This is a genomic window from Variovorax gracilis, from assembly GCF_030317115.1.
Classification (GTDB): Bacteria; Pseudomonadota; Gammaproteobacteria; order Burkholderiales; family Burkholderiaceae_C; genus Variovorax; species Variovorax gracilis.
On sequence record NZ_JASZYF010000009.1, the window covers coordinates 130,003 to 147,318 of the forward strand.

Sequence of the window (17,316 nt, forward strand, 5' to 3'; positions counted from 1 at the left end):
TCAGCGTCGGGGCCGCTCGGCGGCGCCCGTGCGCAGGCACTGCATCAATTGCTCGGTCGCCGGCGTCGGCTTGCGCCCCTGCATCGTGATCATCCCCACCGGCGGCAGCTCGATCGGCACCGGCAGCCTGAGCGCCTTGACGAGCCCCTCGCGCTCGAAATGCCGGGCGACGCCGAGCGCCAGGAAACCGACGGCCGAGCGCTCGCGGATGCAGCTCAGCGTGACCAGGAACGAGGCCGTCTCTACGATATCCACCGGCGGCAGCAGCCGGTGCTTGTAGAACATCTGTTCCAGTTTCATGCGTGACGACGCCCAGGGCGGCGGCATCACCCAGGGCAGCTGGCCGAGCTGGCGCCAGCTCGGCCTGGCGGCGGAGGCCAGTTCATGGTCGGGTCGAACCACCACGCACATGGGCTCGGCATACAGGGCTTCGGTGCTCAGGTCCGGCGCCGCGTATCCGGGTTCGAGGCGCCCGACGAAGAGGTCCAGCTCGCCGACGCGCAGGCGCGGCAGCAGGCGCGTCAGGTCGCCTTCCTCGATCATGACGGTGGTCTGTTTCGAGCGCTCCTTCAGCAATGCGACGGCCCGCATCAGGAGCGAAGGCGTGGCGACGACCATGGCACCGACGCTCGTCCGGCCCGCCGCGCCGCTCGCCACGGCGGCGATTTCGTCGCGCGTGCGGCCGTAGTCGGCCAGCACCGATCGCGCGAAACGCACCACCGCCGTGCCGTATGCGGTGGGCTCGGTGCCGCGCGTCGAGCGCATGAACAGAGGGAGGTCGAACATGCGCTCGATCTCCACCAGCGTCTTCGAGACGGCCGGCTGGGTGACCGAGAGGAATTCGGCGGCGCGGCCCAGATGGCGGAACTCGTCGAGCGCCACCAGCAACTGCAGATGCCGCAGCTTGAGGTTGGACCGGAGCACGCGATCGATGTCAGGCATGGTTCATAACCCAAACGGAAAGAAGAGAGTCCCAATTCTCATTGGATTGTCATGTTGAACACTTGAACAATCGGGCTTCCACGAAGAAATCAGCAACCATCTTGAATGACTAACTCAAGCAATGCCCGCAATCTCGTGGCTCCAAGGCGACTTGGTGCGAGCGATGGCGTTCAGGATGATCAGCAGCTTGTGCATACAGGCCACGAGGGCGACCTTCTTGGGTTTGCCGGCGGCCAGCAGCTTTGCGTAGAAGGCTTTGAGCACCGGATTGAAGCGCGTGCCGACGAGCGCAGCGACGTAGAGCACGCGACGCACATCGGCGCGCCCGCCGAAGATATGGCGCTGGCCGCGCAGAGTGCCCGAGTCTCGGTTCATTGGCGCCAGGCCTACCAGCGAGGTGATCTGCTTGCGGTTGAGGTGGCCGAGTTCGGGCAGTTGCGCCAGCAGCGTGCTGGCGGTCGTGGGGCCAACGCCTTTGACGGAGGTCAGCAGTTTGGCCAGGTCGGCGTGGTGAGCCTGTACATGTTCGCGCAGTTGCCCGTCCACGTCGTGGAGCTGGGCGGCGATCGCATCCATGATCGCCAGGATGCTGGCCTTGGCCTTCGGGTGGGCCAGCGCGAGGCGCTGGCGCTCGGCCACCAGCATGGCGACCAATTGGCGTCGACGCGTTACCAGCGCGGTAAGTTCGCGCTGCTGCTCATCGAGCAGTGCACGCGGCTCGTGACCCTGCGCGTCCAGCAAAGCAGCGAAGCCACGCAACACCTGCGCGTCGATGCGATCGGTCTTGGCCAACTTGCCCATGCAGCGCGCAAAGTCGCGTGCCTGGCGCGGGTTGATGACCGACACACGCAGGCCCGCCGCAGCCAGCGCGAGCGCCAGGAGCCGCTCATGGCCGCCCGTGGCCTCCAGCAGGATCAGGCGCGGCGCCAGCGGCACCAGCACCTGGCACAGCTCAGCGTGGCCCGCCTCGTCATTGCCCAGACTCAAGGTTTGCGCCTCGCCGCTAACAGCCACCTCGAAGCTGGCCTTGGCGACATCGATGCCCACGTAGACAGGTTCACTCATAGCGGTTCTCCGGCTCCCAGCCTTATGAATACGAAATGTGTTCGTTCAACCATTCGGGATGCAGCAGAACAAAGAGACCACCACCGCGCGCCCTGTGCTGAAGTTCGAGCTCGGGCTCGCAGGAGACCCAGGCTACGCGGTGGCGAGTCAACCCGTTCACTGATCGACGCGCTTGCCTGCTCATCGACCACTGAAGTTTGAATTATTTGAAAGATATAAGGAGACAAGACCCCATGCGATCCAATCGTCGCCAGTTCATGCTGGGCAGCCTCGGCGCGGCCATCCTCCCATTGGCGACGACACACGCCTTCGCGGCCGGCTACCCCGATCGTCCCATCACCTTCATCTGCCCCTGGCCCGCCGGCGGCACGGCGGACGTGACGATGCGAGCGCTGTGCGCCGCGGCCGCCAAGGAACTGGGGCAGTCGGTCGTGGTGGACAACAAGGCCGGGGCCTCCGGGATGATCGGCCTCAAGGCGCTCGCGAGCGCCAGGCCGGACGGCTACACGATCGGCCAGATCCCCATCTCGGTCACGCGCTTCTCCCAACTCGGCATGGTGCAGGTCGATCCGCTCAAGGACCTGAGCTACATCGCGCGCGTTTCGGGCCAGACCTTCGGCATCGCGGTGCGCGCCGAGGCGCCGTGGAGGACGCTGAAGGAACTGGTGGCCGATGCCAAGGCCCAGCCCGACAAGATCACCTACGGCACCGCAGGCCTGGGCGGCGCGACCCATGTCGGCATGGAGGAGTTCGCCATCGCCGCGGGCGTGAAGTTCAATGCGATTCCCTTCAAGGGTGGCTCGGAAGCGCTGCAGGCGCTGATGGGCGGCCACGTCGACGTGCTGGCGGATTCCAGCTCGTGGGCGCCGCACGTCAAATCGGGCAAGCTGCGGCTGCTGGCCACGTGGGGCGAGCAGCGCACGGCGGAGTTCAAGGACACCCCGACGCTGCGCGAGTCCGGCTACAACGTCGTGGTCGATGCGCCCAACGGCATCGGTGCGCCGAAGGGCCTGCCTGCGGACGTCACGGCCCGGCTGCGCGCCGCCTTCAAGGTCGCGGCGGCCAGCCCCGAGTTCACCGCCGCCTGCGCCCGGATCGATGCGCCGCTGATGTACCTGGACGCGCCGGACTACGAGAAATACGTGAGCGCCAGCGTGGCCAAGGAGAAGGACCTCATCGAGAGGCTCAAGCTCAAGGAACTGATGAGCAAGAACTGAGGCCCAGCGCCAGGAGATCCGAATGAGCGCAGTTGCCATCCCTTCCGTCGCCGGCGTCTCGCCGCTGATCCGGCTGCACGACAACGACAACGTGCTGGTCGCCCGTGCGCCGATCGCGCTGGGCCAGGCCTTGCCGGAGTTCGGCCTGCGCATGCGTGCGCAGGTGCCCGCAGGCCACAAGATCGCGGCATGCCGCATTGCCGCCGGCGAGAAGGTGCGCAAGTACGACACCGTGATCGGTGCGGCGATGCGCGACATCGAGGCCGGCGAGCACGTGCACACGCACAACCTCGAACTGGTCGATTTCGATCGCGACCCGGGGTTCTGCGAGGACGTGCGCCCGGTCGACTACGTGCCCGAGGCCGAGCGCGCCACCTTCATGGGCATCGTGCGCCCCGACGGCAGCGTCGCCACGCGCAACTTCATCGGCCTGATCTCGTCGGTGAACTGCTCGGCCACGGTGATCAAGCAGATCGCCGCCCACTTCACGCCCGAGCGGCTGGCGCCGTACCCGAACGTCGACGGCGTCGTGGCCTTCGCCCAGAGCAGTGGTTGCGGCATGTCGTCGCCCAGCGAGCATTTCGACGTGCTGCGCCGGACCATTGCCGGCTATGCGCGCCATCCGAACCTGGCCGCGGTGCTGATCGTCGGCCTCGGCTGCGAACGCAACCAGGTGGCCGATCTCGTCGAGTCCCAGGGCCTCGTGCCCGGCCCGAACGTGCGGACCTTCGTGATGCAGGACACCGGCGGCACCCGTGCCACCATCGCCGAAGGCATCAGGGCCATCGAGGCGATGCTGCCCGCGGCCAACGACGTGAAGCGACAGCCGGTCAGCGCCGCGCACCTGAAGATCGGACTGGAATGCGGCGGCTCCGACGGCTTTTCCGGCATCACCGCCAATCCCGCGCTCGGCGCGGCGATGGACATCCTGGTGCGCCACGGTGGCACGGCGATCCTGTCGGAGACGCCCGAGATCCACGGCGTGGAGTTCATGCTGACGCGCCGCGCCGTGAGCCCGGCGGTGGGGCAGAAGCTGCTCGACCGGCTCGCCTGGTGGGAGGAATACACGCGCGGCCACAACGGCCAGTTCAATGGTGTCGTGGGCCCGGGCAACCAGGCCGGCGGGCTGGCGAACATCTTCGAGAAGTCGCTCGGATCGGCGATGAAGGGCGGCACCACGCCGCTGCAGGCGGTGTACGAATATGCGGAGCCGATCGACAAGGCCGGCTTCGTCTTCATGGACTCTCCCGGCTACGACCCGGTGGCCTCGACCGGCCAGATCGCCAGCGGCGCGAACCTCATCTGCTTCACGACCGGACGGGGCTCGATGTTCGGCTCCAAGCCATCGCCCACCATCAAGCTCGCCAGCAACACGGCGATGTTCACCCGTCTGGAAGACGACATGGACATCAACTGCGGCCTGATCCTGGACGGCGAACTCGACGTGCAGCAGATGGGCGAGCGCATCTTCCAGCACATCCTGCGCGCGGCATCGGGCGAGCCGACCAAGAGCGAACTGCTGGGCCTCGGCGATCACGAGTTCGTGCCATGGCACATGGGTATCGTGAGCTGAGCTCAACCCCTCCTTACTTCCGAAGCCATGCCTCTTACCCTATCCCAGCCCGGCCTGCTGCGCAGTGCCAACTTCATTGCCGGCGAATGGCGCGCCGCGACCGGCCGCACCCTGGACGTGACCGACCCCGCCACGGGAGGCCTGATCGCGCGGGTACCCGACAGCGGTGCCGACGAGGCGCGCGCCGCGGTCGATGCCGCGCACGTCGCGTTCGCCGACTGGCGCAAGGTGCCCGCCAAGCAGCGCGCGCAGATCATCAAGCGCTGGAACGACCTCGTGATGACCCACCAGGACGACCTGGGCAAGCTGGTCTCGCGCGAGCAAGGCAAGCCGCTGGCGGAAGGGAAGGGCGAGATCGCCTATGCAGCCAGCTACATCGAGTGGTTCGCCGAGGAGGCAACGCGCGCCAACGGCGACCTCATTCCTGCGCCCGTGCCGGGGCGCCGGATGTTCGCGCTGAAAGAGCCGGTGGGCGTGGTCGCCGCGATCACCCCGTGGAACTTTCCGGCGGCGATGATCGCGCGCAAGATCGCGCCCGCCCTGGCGGCGGGCTGCACGGTGGTCTGCAAGCCGGCCGAGGACACGCCGCTGACCTCGCTGGCCCTGGTCGCGCTGGCCGAGCAGGCCGGTGTTCCGCCCGGCGTGCTGAACATCGTCACCGCCTCGCGCGAACGCACGCCCGAGGTGGTGGACGTCTGGCTCGACGACCCGCGCGTGCGCAAGATCACCTTCACCGGCTCCACGCCGGTGGGCAAGCACCTGGCTCGGCGTTCGGCGGACACGCTCAAGAAGCTCTCGCTGGAGCTGGGCGGCAATGCGCCTTTCATCGTGTTCGAGGATGCCGATCTCGACGCCGCGGTCGAAGGGCTGATGGCCGCCAAGTTCCGAAACGGCGGACAGACTTGCGTGTGCCCCAACCGCGTGTTCGTCCACACGAGCGTGCACGACCTCTTCGCCGAAAAGCTCGGCACGCGCGTCGCGCGGCTGAAGGTGGGGCCCGCCACCGATCCGGCCTCGCAGATCGGGCCGATGATCAATGCCCGCGCGGTCGAGAAGATCGAGCGCCACGTGCGCGATGCGGTCGAGCGTGGCGCGCGCGTCGTCACCGGCGGCAAGCGCCTCGCCGCGCTGGGGCCCAACTACTTCGCACCCACCGTGCTCGTGAACGCCGACGCGACGATGGCCTGCGCCTGCGAGGAGACCTTCGGACCCGTGGCGCCGATCACGCGCTTCGATTCCGAGGACGATGTGATCACGCAGGCGAACGACACGCCCTTCGGGCTGGCCGCCTACTTCTACTCGCAGGACGTGCGTCGCATCTGGCGCGTCGCCGATGCGCTGGAGTCGGGCATCGTCGGCATCAACGAGGGCGCGCTGGCGGCCGAGGCCGCTCCCTTCGGCGGCGTGAAAGAGTCGGGCTATGGCCGCGAGGGCTCGGTCCACGGCCTGGACGATTACCTGCACACCAAGTATGTGTGCCAGGGCGGATTGGATTGAACCCGGGCCACACGATGAACAATCCCTTCAAGCACGCACTGGCTGCCCGGCAGCCGCAGATCGGCCTCTGGCTGTCCATGGCCCAGCCCTACAGCGCGGAAGTCTGCGCGACAGCCGGCTTCCAGTGGCTGCTGATCGACGGCGAGCATGCACCCAACGACGTTCGCAGCACGCTGGCGCAGTTGCAGGCGGTGGCTGCCTATCCCGGCCAGCCCGTGGTGCGGGCCGTGACCGGGGACACCGCGCTGATCAAGCAGTTGCTCGACATCGGCGCGCAGAACCTGCTGGTGCCCATGGTCGACACGGCTGAACAGGCGAGGGCATTGGTGGCGGCCACCCGCTATCCGCCGGAGGGCGTGCGCGGCGTCGGCGCTGCCGTGGCCCGGGCCTCGCGCTGGGGCGCGCGGCGCGACTACCTGGGCGCCGCCAATGACGAGGTCTGCCTGCTGGTGCAGGCCGAGACCTCGACAGCGCTGGGCAACCTCGAAGCGATCTGCGCCGTGGACGGCGTGCACGGCGTCTTCATCGGACCGGCAGACCTCGCCGCATCGATGGGCCACCGCGGCGCGCCGGGTCACCCTGAAGTCCAGGCCGCGATCGACAAGGCCATCCGAACCATCGTGGCGAGCGGCAAGGCGGCGGGCACCCTGACGGCAGACGTCGCTCAGGCCCGCAAGTACCTCGCGCTCGGCGCCACCTTCGTGGCAGTCGGCATCGACGTCACGTTGCTTGCGCAGGGTGCGCGCAGGCTGGCAGGTGAATTCGGGCTGGGCACCGAGAGCGCCATGAGCGCTGCGGGCGCATCGGCCTACTGAGGGGGAGGGTCGACGGAGGCTCCGCTGGACCGCGCAGCGCCACCGGTTCACGAAGAAGATTGTTGCGATTGCCCCGGAGGGCGCCGTTCGCTTCGCGGCATACTCGAAGCGATCCCAACTCACCCCCAGAATCTTTCCGAATGGACAAAGAAGTCGTCCCCGCAGTCCTTGCGGTCATCAATGAAAAGCGCCTGCGAGGCGAGAAGCGCACCCCGGTCGAGATCATTTCCAAGATGGGTGTCTTCGATGCCCGAGAAAAAGCGTCCGAGCAGGCCTGGCTGGCCACCGGTGACAACATCATCGCCACCATCTGGGCGGAGTTCGTCAGCATCGGCGCCGGCGGGCGCTGGTTCTATCTCGAATCGCTGGATACACATCACCGCATCGGCGGCGGCGACCGCAGCGCACTGCAAGTCCAGCGCGCCAAGGATCGTCTCCAACTGCTCAAGCGTGCGCTGGACGCAGGCCAGGGCGTAAGGGCGGTGCTTCAGACAAACCGCGTCGCCATCGCCGACATGGAGACCGACAGGGCCGCCAGGGTGTCGACGCGGGTGCCCGACGACGAGGAATGGCACGTGGCCGTGTGGGATGCCGATCTGAAGATGGCGGTCCTGGTTCGCGGCGCCCGCGGCTGGCTGCCGACGGACGAAGAGATCGAAGCCGCGCGAGCGCGAGGCAGTATTCCCGCTGCGGCCCAAGTGGCTCCCTCCGGCCAGGCGTCGCGGGAGGAAGTGCAGGCCGCCGCGATGGACTACCTGACGCGCCACTTCGCAGGCTACGGCTACAAGGCGGAGGACGTCTCCAGCCAGAAGCTCGGCTACGACATCGAGGTGTCGGACAAGAAGGGAAACACCTTGCTCAAGCTCGCGGTGAAAGGCACCGCACCCGGAATCACCGGCTTCCAGCTCACGGGCGACGAGCGCGCGTGCGCCAAGCGGGGCGATCCGTGGCGGCTTGCGGTGGTCACGGACGCCATCGGCCCCGCGGCACAGCACAAGCTCTACAAGCCTGCCGAGATCGACCAAGCGCCCGGGCTCGAACCGCTCCTTCAATAGCTCCGCGATCCGCGCCGGACGTGCCATGAAACGACGCTCTCTCCTCGGCTTGCTGGCAGCGGCGCCGCTGGCCCAGTCCCTGACGGCTCGCGCCGCGACGCAGGTTCAGGTCTACAAGAACCCCAGTTGCGGCTGCTGCACCGCATGGGCAGACCACCTCAAGGCGGCCGGCTTCTCGGTCGCGGTGACCGAAACCGATGACACCGGGCCTCTGCGCAAGCGCCTGGGCGTGCCGGATCGCCTGGCCGGTTGCCATACGGGCGTCGTGGAGGGCTATGCCCTGGAAGGCCACGTGCCTGCGGCGGAGGTCAAGCGCCTGCTGGCGTTGAAGCCGGACGCGGTGGGGTTGGCCGTCCCCGGCATGCCGGTCGGCTCGCCCGGCATGGAATACGGCGACCACAAGGAGCCGTATCAGGTCATCCTCATCGGGCGCAACGCCCGCGACACCGTGTTTGCCAGCTACCCTCGCTGAGCCGGGTCCCGGGCCGGGACTCTTCACCCGACACGGCTGGAGCCTACAGCCGGATGGGCACCAGACCGACCGTGTCGCTCGCCTTCCCTCCTATGCTCGGGAGCGTTGTTTGCGTTTCAAGAGGTGCCCATGCCCGCCAATGCCCAGGTTGTCGGAAAAGTCGAATATCGCGCCGGCGACGGGCCGTCGATCGTCATCCCGCCGGGGCCCATCGAGGTGCAGCTGTCTTTCGACAGCGCAGTGCTGAGCTGGGGCGACGAAGGCGCGGTACAGACTACGGCGCTGCCCATCGCCGAGTACCAGCGCTATGTCGCGGAAGGTGCCATCGTGGAAGGCAAGGGATAAGCCGCACTGCGTGATGGAGGAAGAAATGAGAACCGACGTTTTCCTGGAGGGCGGCGACGTGGAGGCGCACATGCTGTTGAGGATGGGCGTGCCCGGACTGGACGACATCCTGGGCGGCGGCCTGACGCCGCACAGGCTCTATCTCCTGGAGGGCGCGCCCGGCGCGGGCAAGACCACCGTGGCGATCCAGTTCCTGCGCGAGGGCGCCGCGCGCGGCGAGCCGGTGCTGTACGTGACGCTGTCGGAGAGCCAGGCCGAGCTCGACGGCGTCGCGCGCTCGCATGGCTGGGACATGGGGGGCATCGAGGTGCGCGAGATGCTGCCGGCGCAGGACGCGCTCGAGCCGGACGAGCAGCACACGATGTTCCACCCTTCGGAAGTCGAGCTGAGCGAGACCACGCTGCGCATCCTCGCCGACGTCGATGTCATCAAGCCCACGAGGGTGGTGTTCGACTCGCTGTCGGAACTGCGCCTGCTGGCGGGCGGCTCGTTGCGTTACCGACGCCAGATCCTCGCGCTCAAGCAATTCTTCACCGGCCGCCAGTGCACCGTGCTGCTGCTGGACGACCTCACCGCGACGGAGCAGGATCTGCAGGTGCAGAGCATCGCCCATGCAGTCATCCGGCTGGAGCAACTGAACCCCGACTACGGCGCGGCGCGGCGGCGGCTCGTGGTCAGCAAGTACCGTGGCAAGGAATTTCGCGGTGGCTTCCACGACTACAAGATCGTCCGGGGCGGCTTGCAGGTGTTTCCGCGGCTGGTCGCGGCGGAGCATACGGCGCCATTGAAGCAGACGCGGATTCCCAGCGACCTGCCCGCGCTCGACGAATTGCTCGGCGGCGGCCTGGAAAAAGGCACCAGCACGCTCTTCGTGGGCGCGCCCGGCACGGGCAAGTCCAGTGTCGCGGTGCAGTTCGCCATCGCGACCGCCCGGCGTGGCGAGTGCGCCGCCCTGTTCATCTTCGACGAGAGCATCAACACGCTGCGCACGCGCTGCGAAGGGATGGGGATGGATCTCGGTTCGTACATCGATTCCGGGCACATCCGCGTGCGCCAGATCGATCCGGCGGAGTTGTCGCCTGGCGAGTTCGTGTACGAGATCCGCGTTGCCGTCGAAGAACTCGGCGCGACGGTGATCGTGATCGACAGCCTCAATGGCTACCTCAACGCCATGCCGGACGAGCGCTTTCTCATCGCGCAACTGCATGAGCTGTTGACCTATCTCGGCCAGAACGGCGTCGCTACCATGCTGATCGGTGCGCAGCACGGCCTGATCGGGATGCAGATGCAGACGCCTGTCGATGCGAGCTATCTCGCGGATGCGGTGGTGCTGCTGCGCTACTACGAATTCGAAGGCGAGGTGCGGCAGGCGATCTCGGTGCTCAAGAAGCGCGGCGGCGCGCACGAGCGCACGATCCGTTCGTTCGAGTTGACCTCCGGCGGCGTGCGCGTTGGCCAGCCGCTGCGCAATTTCCGCGGCATTCTCACGGGGATTCCGGTGCCGATCGACGGGGTCCGTTCAACATCGTGAGCGACGCGCCTTCCGAGTTCGAGTTTCGCGTCCTGCTGCGGGCGGCGACCTCGAAGGACGCCATGATGGCGAGCGCCGTGCTGCGGCGCGCGCAGTTCGACCCGCAGATCTGCGCGGACATGGGCGAGCTGGTGCGGGAGTTGTCGGCCGGCGCCGGCGCCGTCATGCTGGCCGAGGAAGTCATTGCCGGCCTCGCCATGACGGAGCTGAAGGTCGCCCTGGCTTCGCAAGGCCCATGGTCCGACCTGCCGGTGATCGTGCTGGCGCGACAAGGTGCGGACTCAAGGGCCATCGCGGAGGTGATGGACGAGTTCGCCAACGTGACCGTCATCGAGCGGCCGATGCGCGTGGCGGCCCTCGTGAGCGCGGTGCGCACGGCCTTGCGCGCGCGCCGCCGCCAGTACGAGTTGCGCAGCGTGCTGGACAGCTTGCGCGACGCCGACCAGCGCAAGACCGAATTCCTTGCCACCCTGGCGCACGAGTTGCGCAATCCGCTGGCGCCCCTGAGCACCGCCTTGTCGCTGCTCGCCCGCAAGAAGCCGTCTGCGGAGGAAGCCGCGAAGTACTACGAGCTGATGGGCCGCCAGGTCGACCACATGGTGCGCTTGGTGAACGACCTGATGGAGGTGTCGCGCATCACGCGCGGGAAGATCGAGCTGCAGATGCGCACCGTGTTGCTCGACGCGGTCATCGACGATGCAATCGAACTGAGCCGGCCGCTGGTCGAACGGGCGGGCCACACGCTGTCCGTCAAGCTGGGCGACGAACCGCTGGTCATGCGAGGCGACGCCGTGCGCCTGACACAGGTGTTCTCCAACCTGCTGAACAACGCGGCCAAGTACACGCCGCCGGGCGGGCACATCAAGGTGCTTGCGCGGCAGCTCGACCGGCACGCGGTGGTCCAGGTGAGCGACACCGGCACGGGCCTGTCGCCGGACATGCTCAGGTCCATCTTCGAGATGTTCGTGCAGGTGAGCGGAACCTCCAAGGCCGCGCAAGGCGGGCTCGGCATCGGCCTGACATTGGTCAAGAGTCTGGTCGAGCTCCACGGCGGCAGCGTGGAGGCCGCGAGCGAGGGCCTCGGCCATGGCGCGACGTTCACCGTCCGGCTCCCCTTGGCGAAGACCGCATCGGCGCCCAGGCCGCGCGCGATCGTGTCGCAGGACGGGTGGGCGCGTTCGATCGAAGGCGTGGTCCTCGTCGTCGACGACAACCGCGATGCAGCCGACAGCCTGGCCGAACTGCTGGGAACAATGGGCGCCGCCACCCTGGTGGCCTACAGCGGGGAGGAAGCGTTGCAGCTCGCCAGGTCGAACGACATCGACATCGCGGTGCTCGACATCGGCATGCCCGGCATGGACGGCTGTGACCTGGCGCGGCATCTTCGGGCCGAGCCCGGCGGCGCGCAAACGATGCTCATCGCGCTCACGGGCTGGGGCCAGCAGGGCTACAAGGACCGCATCGCGGCGGCGGGTTTCGACCACCACCTGCTGAAGCCGCTGAATCTCCCGGAGTTCATGGCCGCGCTCGGCGGCACGTGAGCCACGGACTCGACCCCTGCGGCTCGGTCAGTTGAGCCGTTGCCCCCCGGCCGCATCGAAGAGGTGTGCCTCGCCGGCCAGCGGCCACAGCGCCAGCCGGTCGCCCGGACGCGCCGCGATACGGTCGCGGAACGCGGCCATGACGGGCTGAGTGCCCAGGCGCAGCGCGACCTGGGTTTCCGAGCCCGTCGGCTCGACCACGATCACGTCGGCGGAGGTGCCCCGGCTCGGGTCGATCGTGAAATGCTCGGGGCGCGCCCCGTACAGCACGCGGTCGCCGTGCAGTCCGCCGGAGATGTTCGCCAAAGGCAGCCGCAGTCCATCGTCGGTGAGCACGTGCGGCGCGCCGTCGAGTTGCAGCCGTCCCGGAATGAAGTTCATGGCCGGCGAACCGATGAACCCGGCGACGAAGGCATTGCGCGGGCGGTCGTAGAGTTCCAGCGGCGCGCCGATCTGTTCGACCAGGCCGTCCTTCAGCACGACGATGCGATCGGCCATGGTCATGGCCTCGACCTGGTCATGCGTGACGTAGACCGTCGTGGTGCCCAGACGCTGGTGCAGCGCCTTGATCTCGGTGCGCATCTGCACGCGCAGCTTGGCGTCGAGGTTCGACAGCGGCTCGTCGAAGAGAAAGGCCTGTGGCTGGCGCACGATCGCGCGGCCCATCGCCACGCGCTGGCGCTGGCCGCCGGAGAGCTGGCGCGGCCGGCGCTGCAGCAGCGCGCCCAGGCCGAGCGTCTCGGCCGTCTGTTGCACGCGACGCTCGATGTCGTCCGGCTGCAGGCCCTGGATCTTCAGGCCGAAGCCCAGGTTCTGCGCGACCGTCATGTGCGGATAGAGCGCGTAGTTCTGGAACACCATGGCGACGTCGCGGTCGCGCGGCGCCACGTCGTTGATGCGCCGGCCGCCGAGTTCGATCTCACCGTCGTCGATGCTTTCCAGCCCCGCGATCATGCGCAGCAGGGTCGACTTGCCGCAGCCCGAAGGCCCCACCAGCGCGACGAACTCGCCGTCGCGGATGTCGATGTCGATGCCGCGGATCACCGAGGTGCCGCCGAATTGCTTGAAGAGCTTGCGAACGTGGATGGATGCCATGGAGTGTCAGTCCTTGATGCTGCCGGCGGTCAGGCCGCGCACGAGGTATTTGCGAACGAGCACGGTGAAGATCACCACCGGGAACATCACCAGCGTTCCGCTGGCAGCGATCTTGGCCCACTCCCAGCCTTCGTATTGCAGGAAGTTGACGATCGCCACCGGCGCGGTGATGGCGTTGGTGCGCGTGAGGATCAGGGCGTAGAAGAAGTCGTTCCACGAGAAGATGAAGCACAGCACCGCCGTGGCCGCGAGTCCCGGCGCAGTGAGCGGCAACGCGACGCGCCAGAACGCCTGCCACACGCCGCAGCCGTCGATCCATGCCGCTTCCTCCAGCGAGGCCGGCACGGCCTCGAAGAAGGTCTGCATGAGCCAGATGACGATGGCGAGATTGAAGGTCAGGTAGACGATCGCGAGGCCGATCACCGTGTCCTGCAGGCCGAGGTACTGGTAGGCCAGGAAGAAAGGAATGGTGAAGGCGATCGGCGGCGCCATGCGCGTCACGAGAATCCACAGCGCGATGCGGTCGCGGCCCTTGAAGTTCCACCGCGTCAGCGCGTAGGCCGCGGGCACGCCGATCAGCAGCGAGAAGCCCGTCGACAGCGAGCTCACGAGCAGGCTGTTCCAGAAGGACTTCAGGAAGTTGCCCTGCAGCAGGCTCGCGAAGCCCTCCAGCGTAGGCGTGAACAGGAGCCGCTCGTCGAAGATGTCGGCGGCCGGCCGGAAGGCGAGTTGCACCAGCCAGAGGAAGGGCGACAGCACGAGCAGCAGCAACAGCGCGACCGTGACGGCGCGGCCGTGGGCGGACAGCCAGCGAGCGAACCGGGCCCGCGTTGCCGGCGGCTTCGCGGCGATCGGGCGCAGGGATGGGCGCTCGTCCGTTTCAGCCGGGCGCACGGCGCCGGCACCGATGGCGGGATTAGCGCTTGTCATGGTCACTCCAGCCCAGCCGGCCCACCAGCCAGCTCAGAATGAAGACGCCGGCGAGCATCACCGTCGCGATGGCGCTCGCGTAGCCCCAGTAGGAGAAGTTGAAAGCCTGGATGAAGCCGTAGTAGTTGGTGACCTCGGTGACCGAGCCGGGCCCGCCGTTGGTCAGCACATAGATCAGCGGAAAGGCCTTGAAGCTGTCGATGAGGCGGAACAAGCCGCACACCACGAGCACTGGCCGGATATAGGGCAGCACGATGTAGCGGAACAGCTGCCAGCGGTTCGCGCCTTCGAGCGTTGCGGCTTCGATGGGGTCGTCCGGGATCATCTGCAGCGTTGCCAGCACCATCAGCATGGTGAAGGGGAACCACTGCCAGGTGTCCGCCAGCGAGATCGCCCAGAGGGCGGTGTCCGGGTTGGCGATCAGCGAACGCACGGGCCAGCCGAGCGTTTCGAGCGTGCGGTGGATCGGGCTCACGTCCGGCGTGTACATGATCTTCCAGATCAGCGCGACGACGATCGGCGGCAGCACCATCGGGATCAGGAACACCGTGCGCGCACCCTCCAGCAGGCGCGACTTGCCGTTGAGCAGCAGCGCCAGCCCCAGGCCCGCGAGCAGCTGCAACACCACGCTCGACGCGGACAGCTTGAGCTGCACGACGATGGAGGCCAGGAAGCGGTCGTCGTGCAGCAACTGCCGGTAGTTGACCAGCGGGTCGTCGAAGCGAAAGCTCGCCGCCGGGTCCGTGAGGCTCAGCGGCGTGAAGCTGGCGATGACCAGGGCCGCCGCCGGTACCAGGGTGATGAGCAGCAGGACGGCCAGCGACGGCGACAGGCCGAGGAGGAACGCCCGCCGCCTTTCGGCCTGCCAGCCCGCTGCAGGAAGTGCGTGTGCCATGGCCCCTCGACTACAGCTTGGCGCCGGCGCGCTTCAGCTCCGCGATGGTGTTGGCCTGCGCCTGCTGGAACGCCTGCTTCGCCGAGAGCTGGCCGCTCGCGATCAGTTCGATCGCCTTGTTGAGCTGCTGGTCGACCTGCGGGTAAACCGAAACCGTCCTGTACTTCATGTGGCCGGATTTCGCCGCCAACTCGATCGAATCGAGCGAGAGCTGCGCGAGATTGCTGCCGTTGATGATCTGCTTCTTCCGGAACTCCTCGGAGTCGATGTCGGAGCGGCGTGCCGGTGATCCGTAGCCAGCGGCGACAGCCCGCGACGTCGTCTGCTTGCTCAGCGCCCACTGGATGAATGCCCAGGCCGCTTCCTTCTGCTTCGATCCTGCGGGAATGCCCAGCCCATGGACGGCAGTGCCGGGAAAGCGTCCGGCCGGCCCCTTGGGCACCAGGCCGAACTTGACGGTCTTGATCGTCTTGCTGGTGGCCGGATCGCCCAGTTGCGCCAGATGCAGTTGCCCGGCATCGGTGAAGTTCACCCGGCCCAGCTTGAGCGCCTGCGTCACCTGATCCGGCTGGTAGGTGATGGCCCCGTCCGGCCCGAACTCCTTCAGCAGGTTGGCGTAGTACTCGCCAGCCGCGATCGCCTCGGGGGTGTCCAGCGTGGGGAACAGATCGTCCGGCGCCTTGCGGAACACGTCGCCGCCGAAGGCATGCAGGTAGGGCACGAAGGTCCAGCCGTAGTGGTTGTCGGCGACGAAACCGGCGACGCGCTCCTTCTTGTTGACGGCGCGCAGCACCTTGACGAGATCGTCCGTGGTGTCCGGAAAGGCCAGTCCTGCCTTCTCCACCAGGTCGAAACGCGACGACGCGGTGAGCAGCGCTTCGGCCGTCCAGGGCACGCCGTAGAGCTTGCCGTCCTTGCCCGTTTCCGGCGCGCGCGCGCCGGGCAGGAAGTCGTTGATGTCCCAATCGGCCGGCGTGAGGTTGGGGTTCTTGATGTAGTCGTCGAGTGGCGTGAGCCAGCCCGAGTTGATCCAGCGGCTGGAGTAGATGAAGGTGACGTTGACCACGTCGTACGCCGAGCCCTTGGTCGACAGCTCCAGGTCGGCGCGCTGGTTGTAGACGGGAAAGGAGGGCGCGTCGAAGTTCACCTTGGCACCGGTCAGGGCCTCGAACTCGGGCAGCCACTGCTGCAGCAGCTTGGGATAGGCGGCGCTGAAGGTGGAGACATTCAGCGTGACGCCGCTGAATTTCTTCGCGGCGCCCTGGGCAGCGGCGAGGCTCGGCAGGAGCGCGCCGGCGCCGAGCGCGGCCGATGCCTGGAGGAGACGGCGACGCTGGAAATCGGGATGGGGAGGATGGGTCATGGCAGAGGGTCTCCCGATCTCAGGCGGTCGTGGCGATGACTTCGTCGATGCGCGCATCGTTGGTGGCCTCGGGCCGGCTGCGCGTGCGGCTGCGCTGCCCGTCGATGGACACCGCGGGCTCGCCGTGCACCGTCACCCGGCGCACGAGGCGGGGCTGGTCGCCGTAGTCGTTGATCGCGAAATGCTGCGTGGCGCGGTTGTCCCAGATCGCCACGTCGTGCTGGCGCCAGCCCCAGCGCACCGTGTTCTCCAGCCGCGTGACGCGGTTCTGCAGCAGTTCGAAGAGGCGCGCCGATTCGGTGCTCGAAAAGCCCACCAGCTTCTTCACGAAGTGGCCCAGCAGCAGCGAACGCTCGCCCGAGACCGGATGAACGTGCACCACCGGATGCTCGGCCTCGAACACGGCCGAGACGAACACGTTGCGGTGATGGTTGAGGCGAGCCTCTTCCACCTGCACGCGGTCGGCACCGTAGTCGTAGTCATTGCTGTGCACCGCCCAGAGTCCATCGGCCAGTTGCTTGAGTTGGGCCGGCAGGCGCTCGTAGGCGGTCGCGGTATTGGCCCAGACGGTGTCGCCGCCGTAGGCCGGGATCTGGACGGCGCGAAGGATGGAAATCTTCGGGAAGGCATCGACGAAGGTCACGTCGGTGTGCCAGGAGTCCGCCCGTCCGCCGCCCTTGGACGCATCGAGCTCGAACAACTGGGTGCCCTTCGGCGAAGGCACGGTGGGGTGCGCGACGGTCCGGCCGAACCGCGCGCCGAAGGCCTGGTGCGAGGCGTCGTCCAGGTGGTTCTGGCCGCGGAAGAACAGCACCTTGTGCTTCACCAGCGCGGCGTTGAGCTGCTCGATCAGGTCCTGGGAAAGGTCGGCGCTCAGCTTCAGGTCCTGGACTTCGCCGCCGATGTGGCCGGCCACGCGGCGAATGCGCAGATCGCCGAAGCTCGTATCGATGGAAGAGGGTGCGTTGGTGCTCATCGGG

General features: G+C 67.4%; 16 protein-coding genes. 9 read left to right on the plus strand and 7 right to left on the minus strand.

Translation table 11 applies throughout. The features are described from left to right. Entirely contained in the window at positions 1–942 is a 942-nt protein-coding gene (locus tag QTH97_RS18945) for a LysR substrate-binding domain-containing protein (protein WP_286569976.1), read from the minus strand. 114 nt (positions 943–1,056) lie between these two features. After that, positions 1,057–2,007 carry an IS110 family RNA-guided transposase gene (locus tag QTH97_RS18950; RefSeq protein ID WP_286569978.1) on the minus strand — a complete coding sequence of 317 codons (951 nt, stop codon included), beginning with the start codon at positions 2,005–2,007 and terminating at the stop codon, positions 1,057–1,059. A 233-nt stretch (positions 2,008–2,240) separates the two neighbouring features. Between QTH97_RS18950 and QTH97_RS18955 the strand changes: the two genes are divergently transcribed. The 9 genes from QTH97_RS18955 to QTH97_RS18995 all read left to right on the plus strand — a co-directional run bounded on the left by QTH97_RS18955 (position 2,241) and on the right by QTH97_RS18995 (position 12,053). After that, on the plus strand, positions 2,241–3,224 hold the full coding sequence (locus QTH97_RS18955; RefSeq protein ID WP_286569979.1) for a Bug family tripartite tricarboxylate transporter substrate binding protein: 984 nt from the start codon (positions 2,241–2,243) through the stop codon (positions 3,222–3,224). 22 nt (positions 3,225–3,246) lie between these two features. Further along, positions 3,247–4,797 (plus strand): UxaA family hydrolase, encoded by a 1,551-nt coding sequence (locus tag QTH97_RS18960; RefSeq protein WP_286569981.1) that lies wholly within the window; start codon positions 3,247–3,249, stop codon positions 4,795–4,797. A 27-nt stretch (positions 4,798–4,824) separates the two neighbouring features. Continuing rightward, a complete protein-coding gene (locus QTH97_RS18965; RefSeq protein ID WP_286569982.1) occupies positions 4,825–6,294 on the plus strand; it encodes an NAD-dependent succinate-semialdehyde dehydrogenase in 1,470 nt (489 codons plus the stop codon). Positions 6,295–6,308: 14 nt separating this feature from the next. Then, on the plus strand, positions 6,309–7,109 hold the full coding sequence (hpaI, locus tag QTH97_RS18970) for a 4-hydroxy-2-oxoheptanedioate aldolase (protein ID WP_286569984.1): 801 nt from the start codon (positions 6,309–6,311) through the stop codon (positions 7,107–7,109). A 140-nt stretch (positions 7,110–7,249) separates the two neighbouring features. Beyond that, positions 7,250–8,164, plus strand: a complete 915-nt coding sequence (locus QTH97_RS18975; RefSeq protein WP_286569985.1) for a protein NO VEIN domain-containing protein — start codon at positions 7,250–7,252, stop codon at positions 8,162–8,164. Between the two features lie 25 nt (positions 8,165–8,189). Beyond that, entirely contained in the window at positions 8,190–8,636 is a 447-nt protein-coding gene (locus tag QTH97_RS18980) for a DUF411 domain-containing protein (protein WP_286569986.1), read from the plus strand. 129 nt (positions 8,637–8,765) lie between these two features. Next, entirely contained in the window at positions 8,766–8,981 is a 216-nt protein-coding gene (locus QTH97_RS18985) for a hypothetical protein (RefSeq protein ID WP_286569987.1), read from the plus strand. Between the two features lie 25 nt (positions 8,982–9,006). Continuing rightward, entirely contained in the window at positions 9,007–10,512 is a 1,506-nt protein-coding gene (locus QTH97_RS18990) for an ATPase domain-containing protein (protein WP_286569988.1), read from the plus strand. Next, positions 10,509–12,053 carry a hybrid sensor histidine kinase/response regulator gene (locus QTH97_RS18995; RefSeq protein ID WP_286569989.1) on the plus strand — a complete coding sequence of 515 codons (1,545 nt, stop codon included), beginning with the start codon at positions 10,509–10,511 and terminating at the stop codon, positions 12,051–12,053. The genes QTH97_RS18990 and QTH97_RS18995 overlap by 4 nt, the downstream gene beginning before the upstream one ends. A gap of 27 nt (positions 12,054–12,080) precedes the next feature. On the opposite strand, the gene QTH97_RS19000 is transcribed toward QTH97_RS18995, so the two are convergent. Genes QTH97_RS19000 through QTH97_RS19020 form a run of 5 tightly spaced genes read right to left on the minus strand, consistent with a single transcriptional unit; the run spans position 12,081 to position 17,312 of the window. Next, on the minus strand, positions 12,081–13,148 hold the full coding sequence (locus QTH97_RS19000; protein WP_286569991.1) for an ABC transporter ATP-binding protein: 1,068 nt from the start codon (positions 13,146–13,148) through the stop codon (positions 12,081–12,083). A 6-nt stretch (positions 13,149–13,154) separates the two neighbouring features. Continuing rightward, positions 13,155–14,078 (minus strand): carbohydrate ABC transporter permease, encoded by a 924-nt coding sequence (locus QTH97_RS19005; protein ID WP_286569992.1) that lies wholly within the window; start codon positions 14,076–14,078, stop codon positions 13,155–13,157. After that, entirely contained in the window at positions 14,065–14,973 is a 909-nt protein-coding gene (locus QTH97_RS19010) for a carbohydrate ABC transporter permease (RefSeq protein WP_286569993.1), read from the minus strand. Before QTH97_RS19010 ends, QTH97_RS19005 begins: the two co-directional genes overlap by 14 nt. Before the next feature lie 10 nt (positions 14,974–14,983). After that, positions 14,984–16,336, minus strand: coding sequence for an ABC transporter substrate-binding protein (locus QTH97_RS19015; protein ID WP_286569994.1), 1,353 nt, complete (start codon positions 16,334–16,336; stop codon positions 14,984–14,986). Between the two features lie 19 nt (positions 16,337–16,355). Continuing rightward, complete coding sequence (locus tag QTH97_RS19020; protein WP_286569995.1) at positions 16,356–17,312, minus strand: TauD/TfdA dioxygenase family protein; 957 nt, start codon at positions 17,310–17,312, stop codon at positions 16,356–16,358. Positions 17,313–17,316 lie beyond the last annotated feature (4 nt).

Bases quoted from the DNA above. Each gene is read 5' to 3' on its own strand.
- QTH97_RS18945 (WP_286569976.1), bottom strand. From the start codon at position 942: ATGCCTGACATCGATCGCGTGCTCCGGTCCAACCTCAAGCTGCGGCAT.
- QTH97_RS18950 (WP_286569978.1), bottom strand. From the start codon at position 2,007: ATGAGTGAACCTGTCTACGTGGGCATCGATGTCGCCAAGGCCAGCTTC.
- QTH97_RS18955 (WP_286569979.1), top strand. From the start codon at position 2,241: ATGCGATCCAATCGTCGCCAGTTCATGCTGGGCAGCCTCGGCGCGGCC.
- QTH97_RS18960 (WP_286569981.1), top strand. From the start codon at position 3,247: ATGAGCGCAGTTGCCATCCCTTCCGTCGCCGGCGTCTCGCCGCTGATC.
- QTH97_RS18965 (WP_286569982.1), top strand. From the start codon at position 4,825: ATGCCTCTTACCCTATCCCAGCCCGGCCTGCTGCGCAGTGCCAACTTC.
- hpaI (WP_286569984.1), top strand. From the start codon at position 6,309: ATGAACAATCCCTTCAAGCACGCACTGGCTGCCCGGCAGCCGCAGATC.
- QTH97_RS18975 (WP_286569985.1), top strand. From the start codon at position 7,250: ATGGACAAAGAAGTCGTCCCCGCAGTCCTTGCGGTCATCAATGAAAAG.
- QTH97_RS18980 (WP_286569986.1), top strand. From the start codon at position 8,190: ATGAAACGACGCTCTCTCCTCGGCTTGCTGGCAGCGGCGCCGCTGGCC.
- QTH97_RS18985 (WP_286569987.1), top strand. From the start codon at position 8,766: ATGCCCGCCAATGCCCAGGTTGTCGGAAAAGTCGAATATCGCGCCGGC.
- QTH97_RS18990 (WP_286569988.1), top strand. From the start codon at position 9,007: ATGAGAACCGACGTTTTCCTGGAGGGCGGCGACGTGGAGGCGCACATG.
- QTH97_RS19000 (WP_286569991.1), bottom strand. From the start codon at position 13,148: ATGGCATCCATCCACGTTCGCAAGCTCTTCAAGCAATTCGGCGGCACC.
- QTH97_RS19005 (WP_286569992.1), bottom strand. From the start codon at position 14,078: ATGACAAGCGCTAATCCCGCCATCGGTGCCGGCGCCGTGCGCCCGGCT.
- QTH97_RS19010 (WP_286569993.1), bottom strand. From the start codon at position 14,973: ATGGCACACGCACTTCCTGCAGCGGGCTGGCAGGCCGAAAGGCGGCGG.
- QTH97_RS19015 (WP_286569994.1), bottom strand. From the start codon at position 16,336: ATGACCCATCCTCCCCATCCCGATTTCCAGCGTCGCCGTCTCCTCCAG.
- QTH97_RS19020 (WP_286569995.1), bottom strand. From the start codon at position 17,312: ATGAGCACCAACGCACCCTCTTCCATCGATACGAGCTTCGGCGATCTG.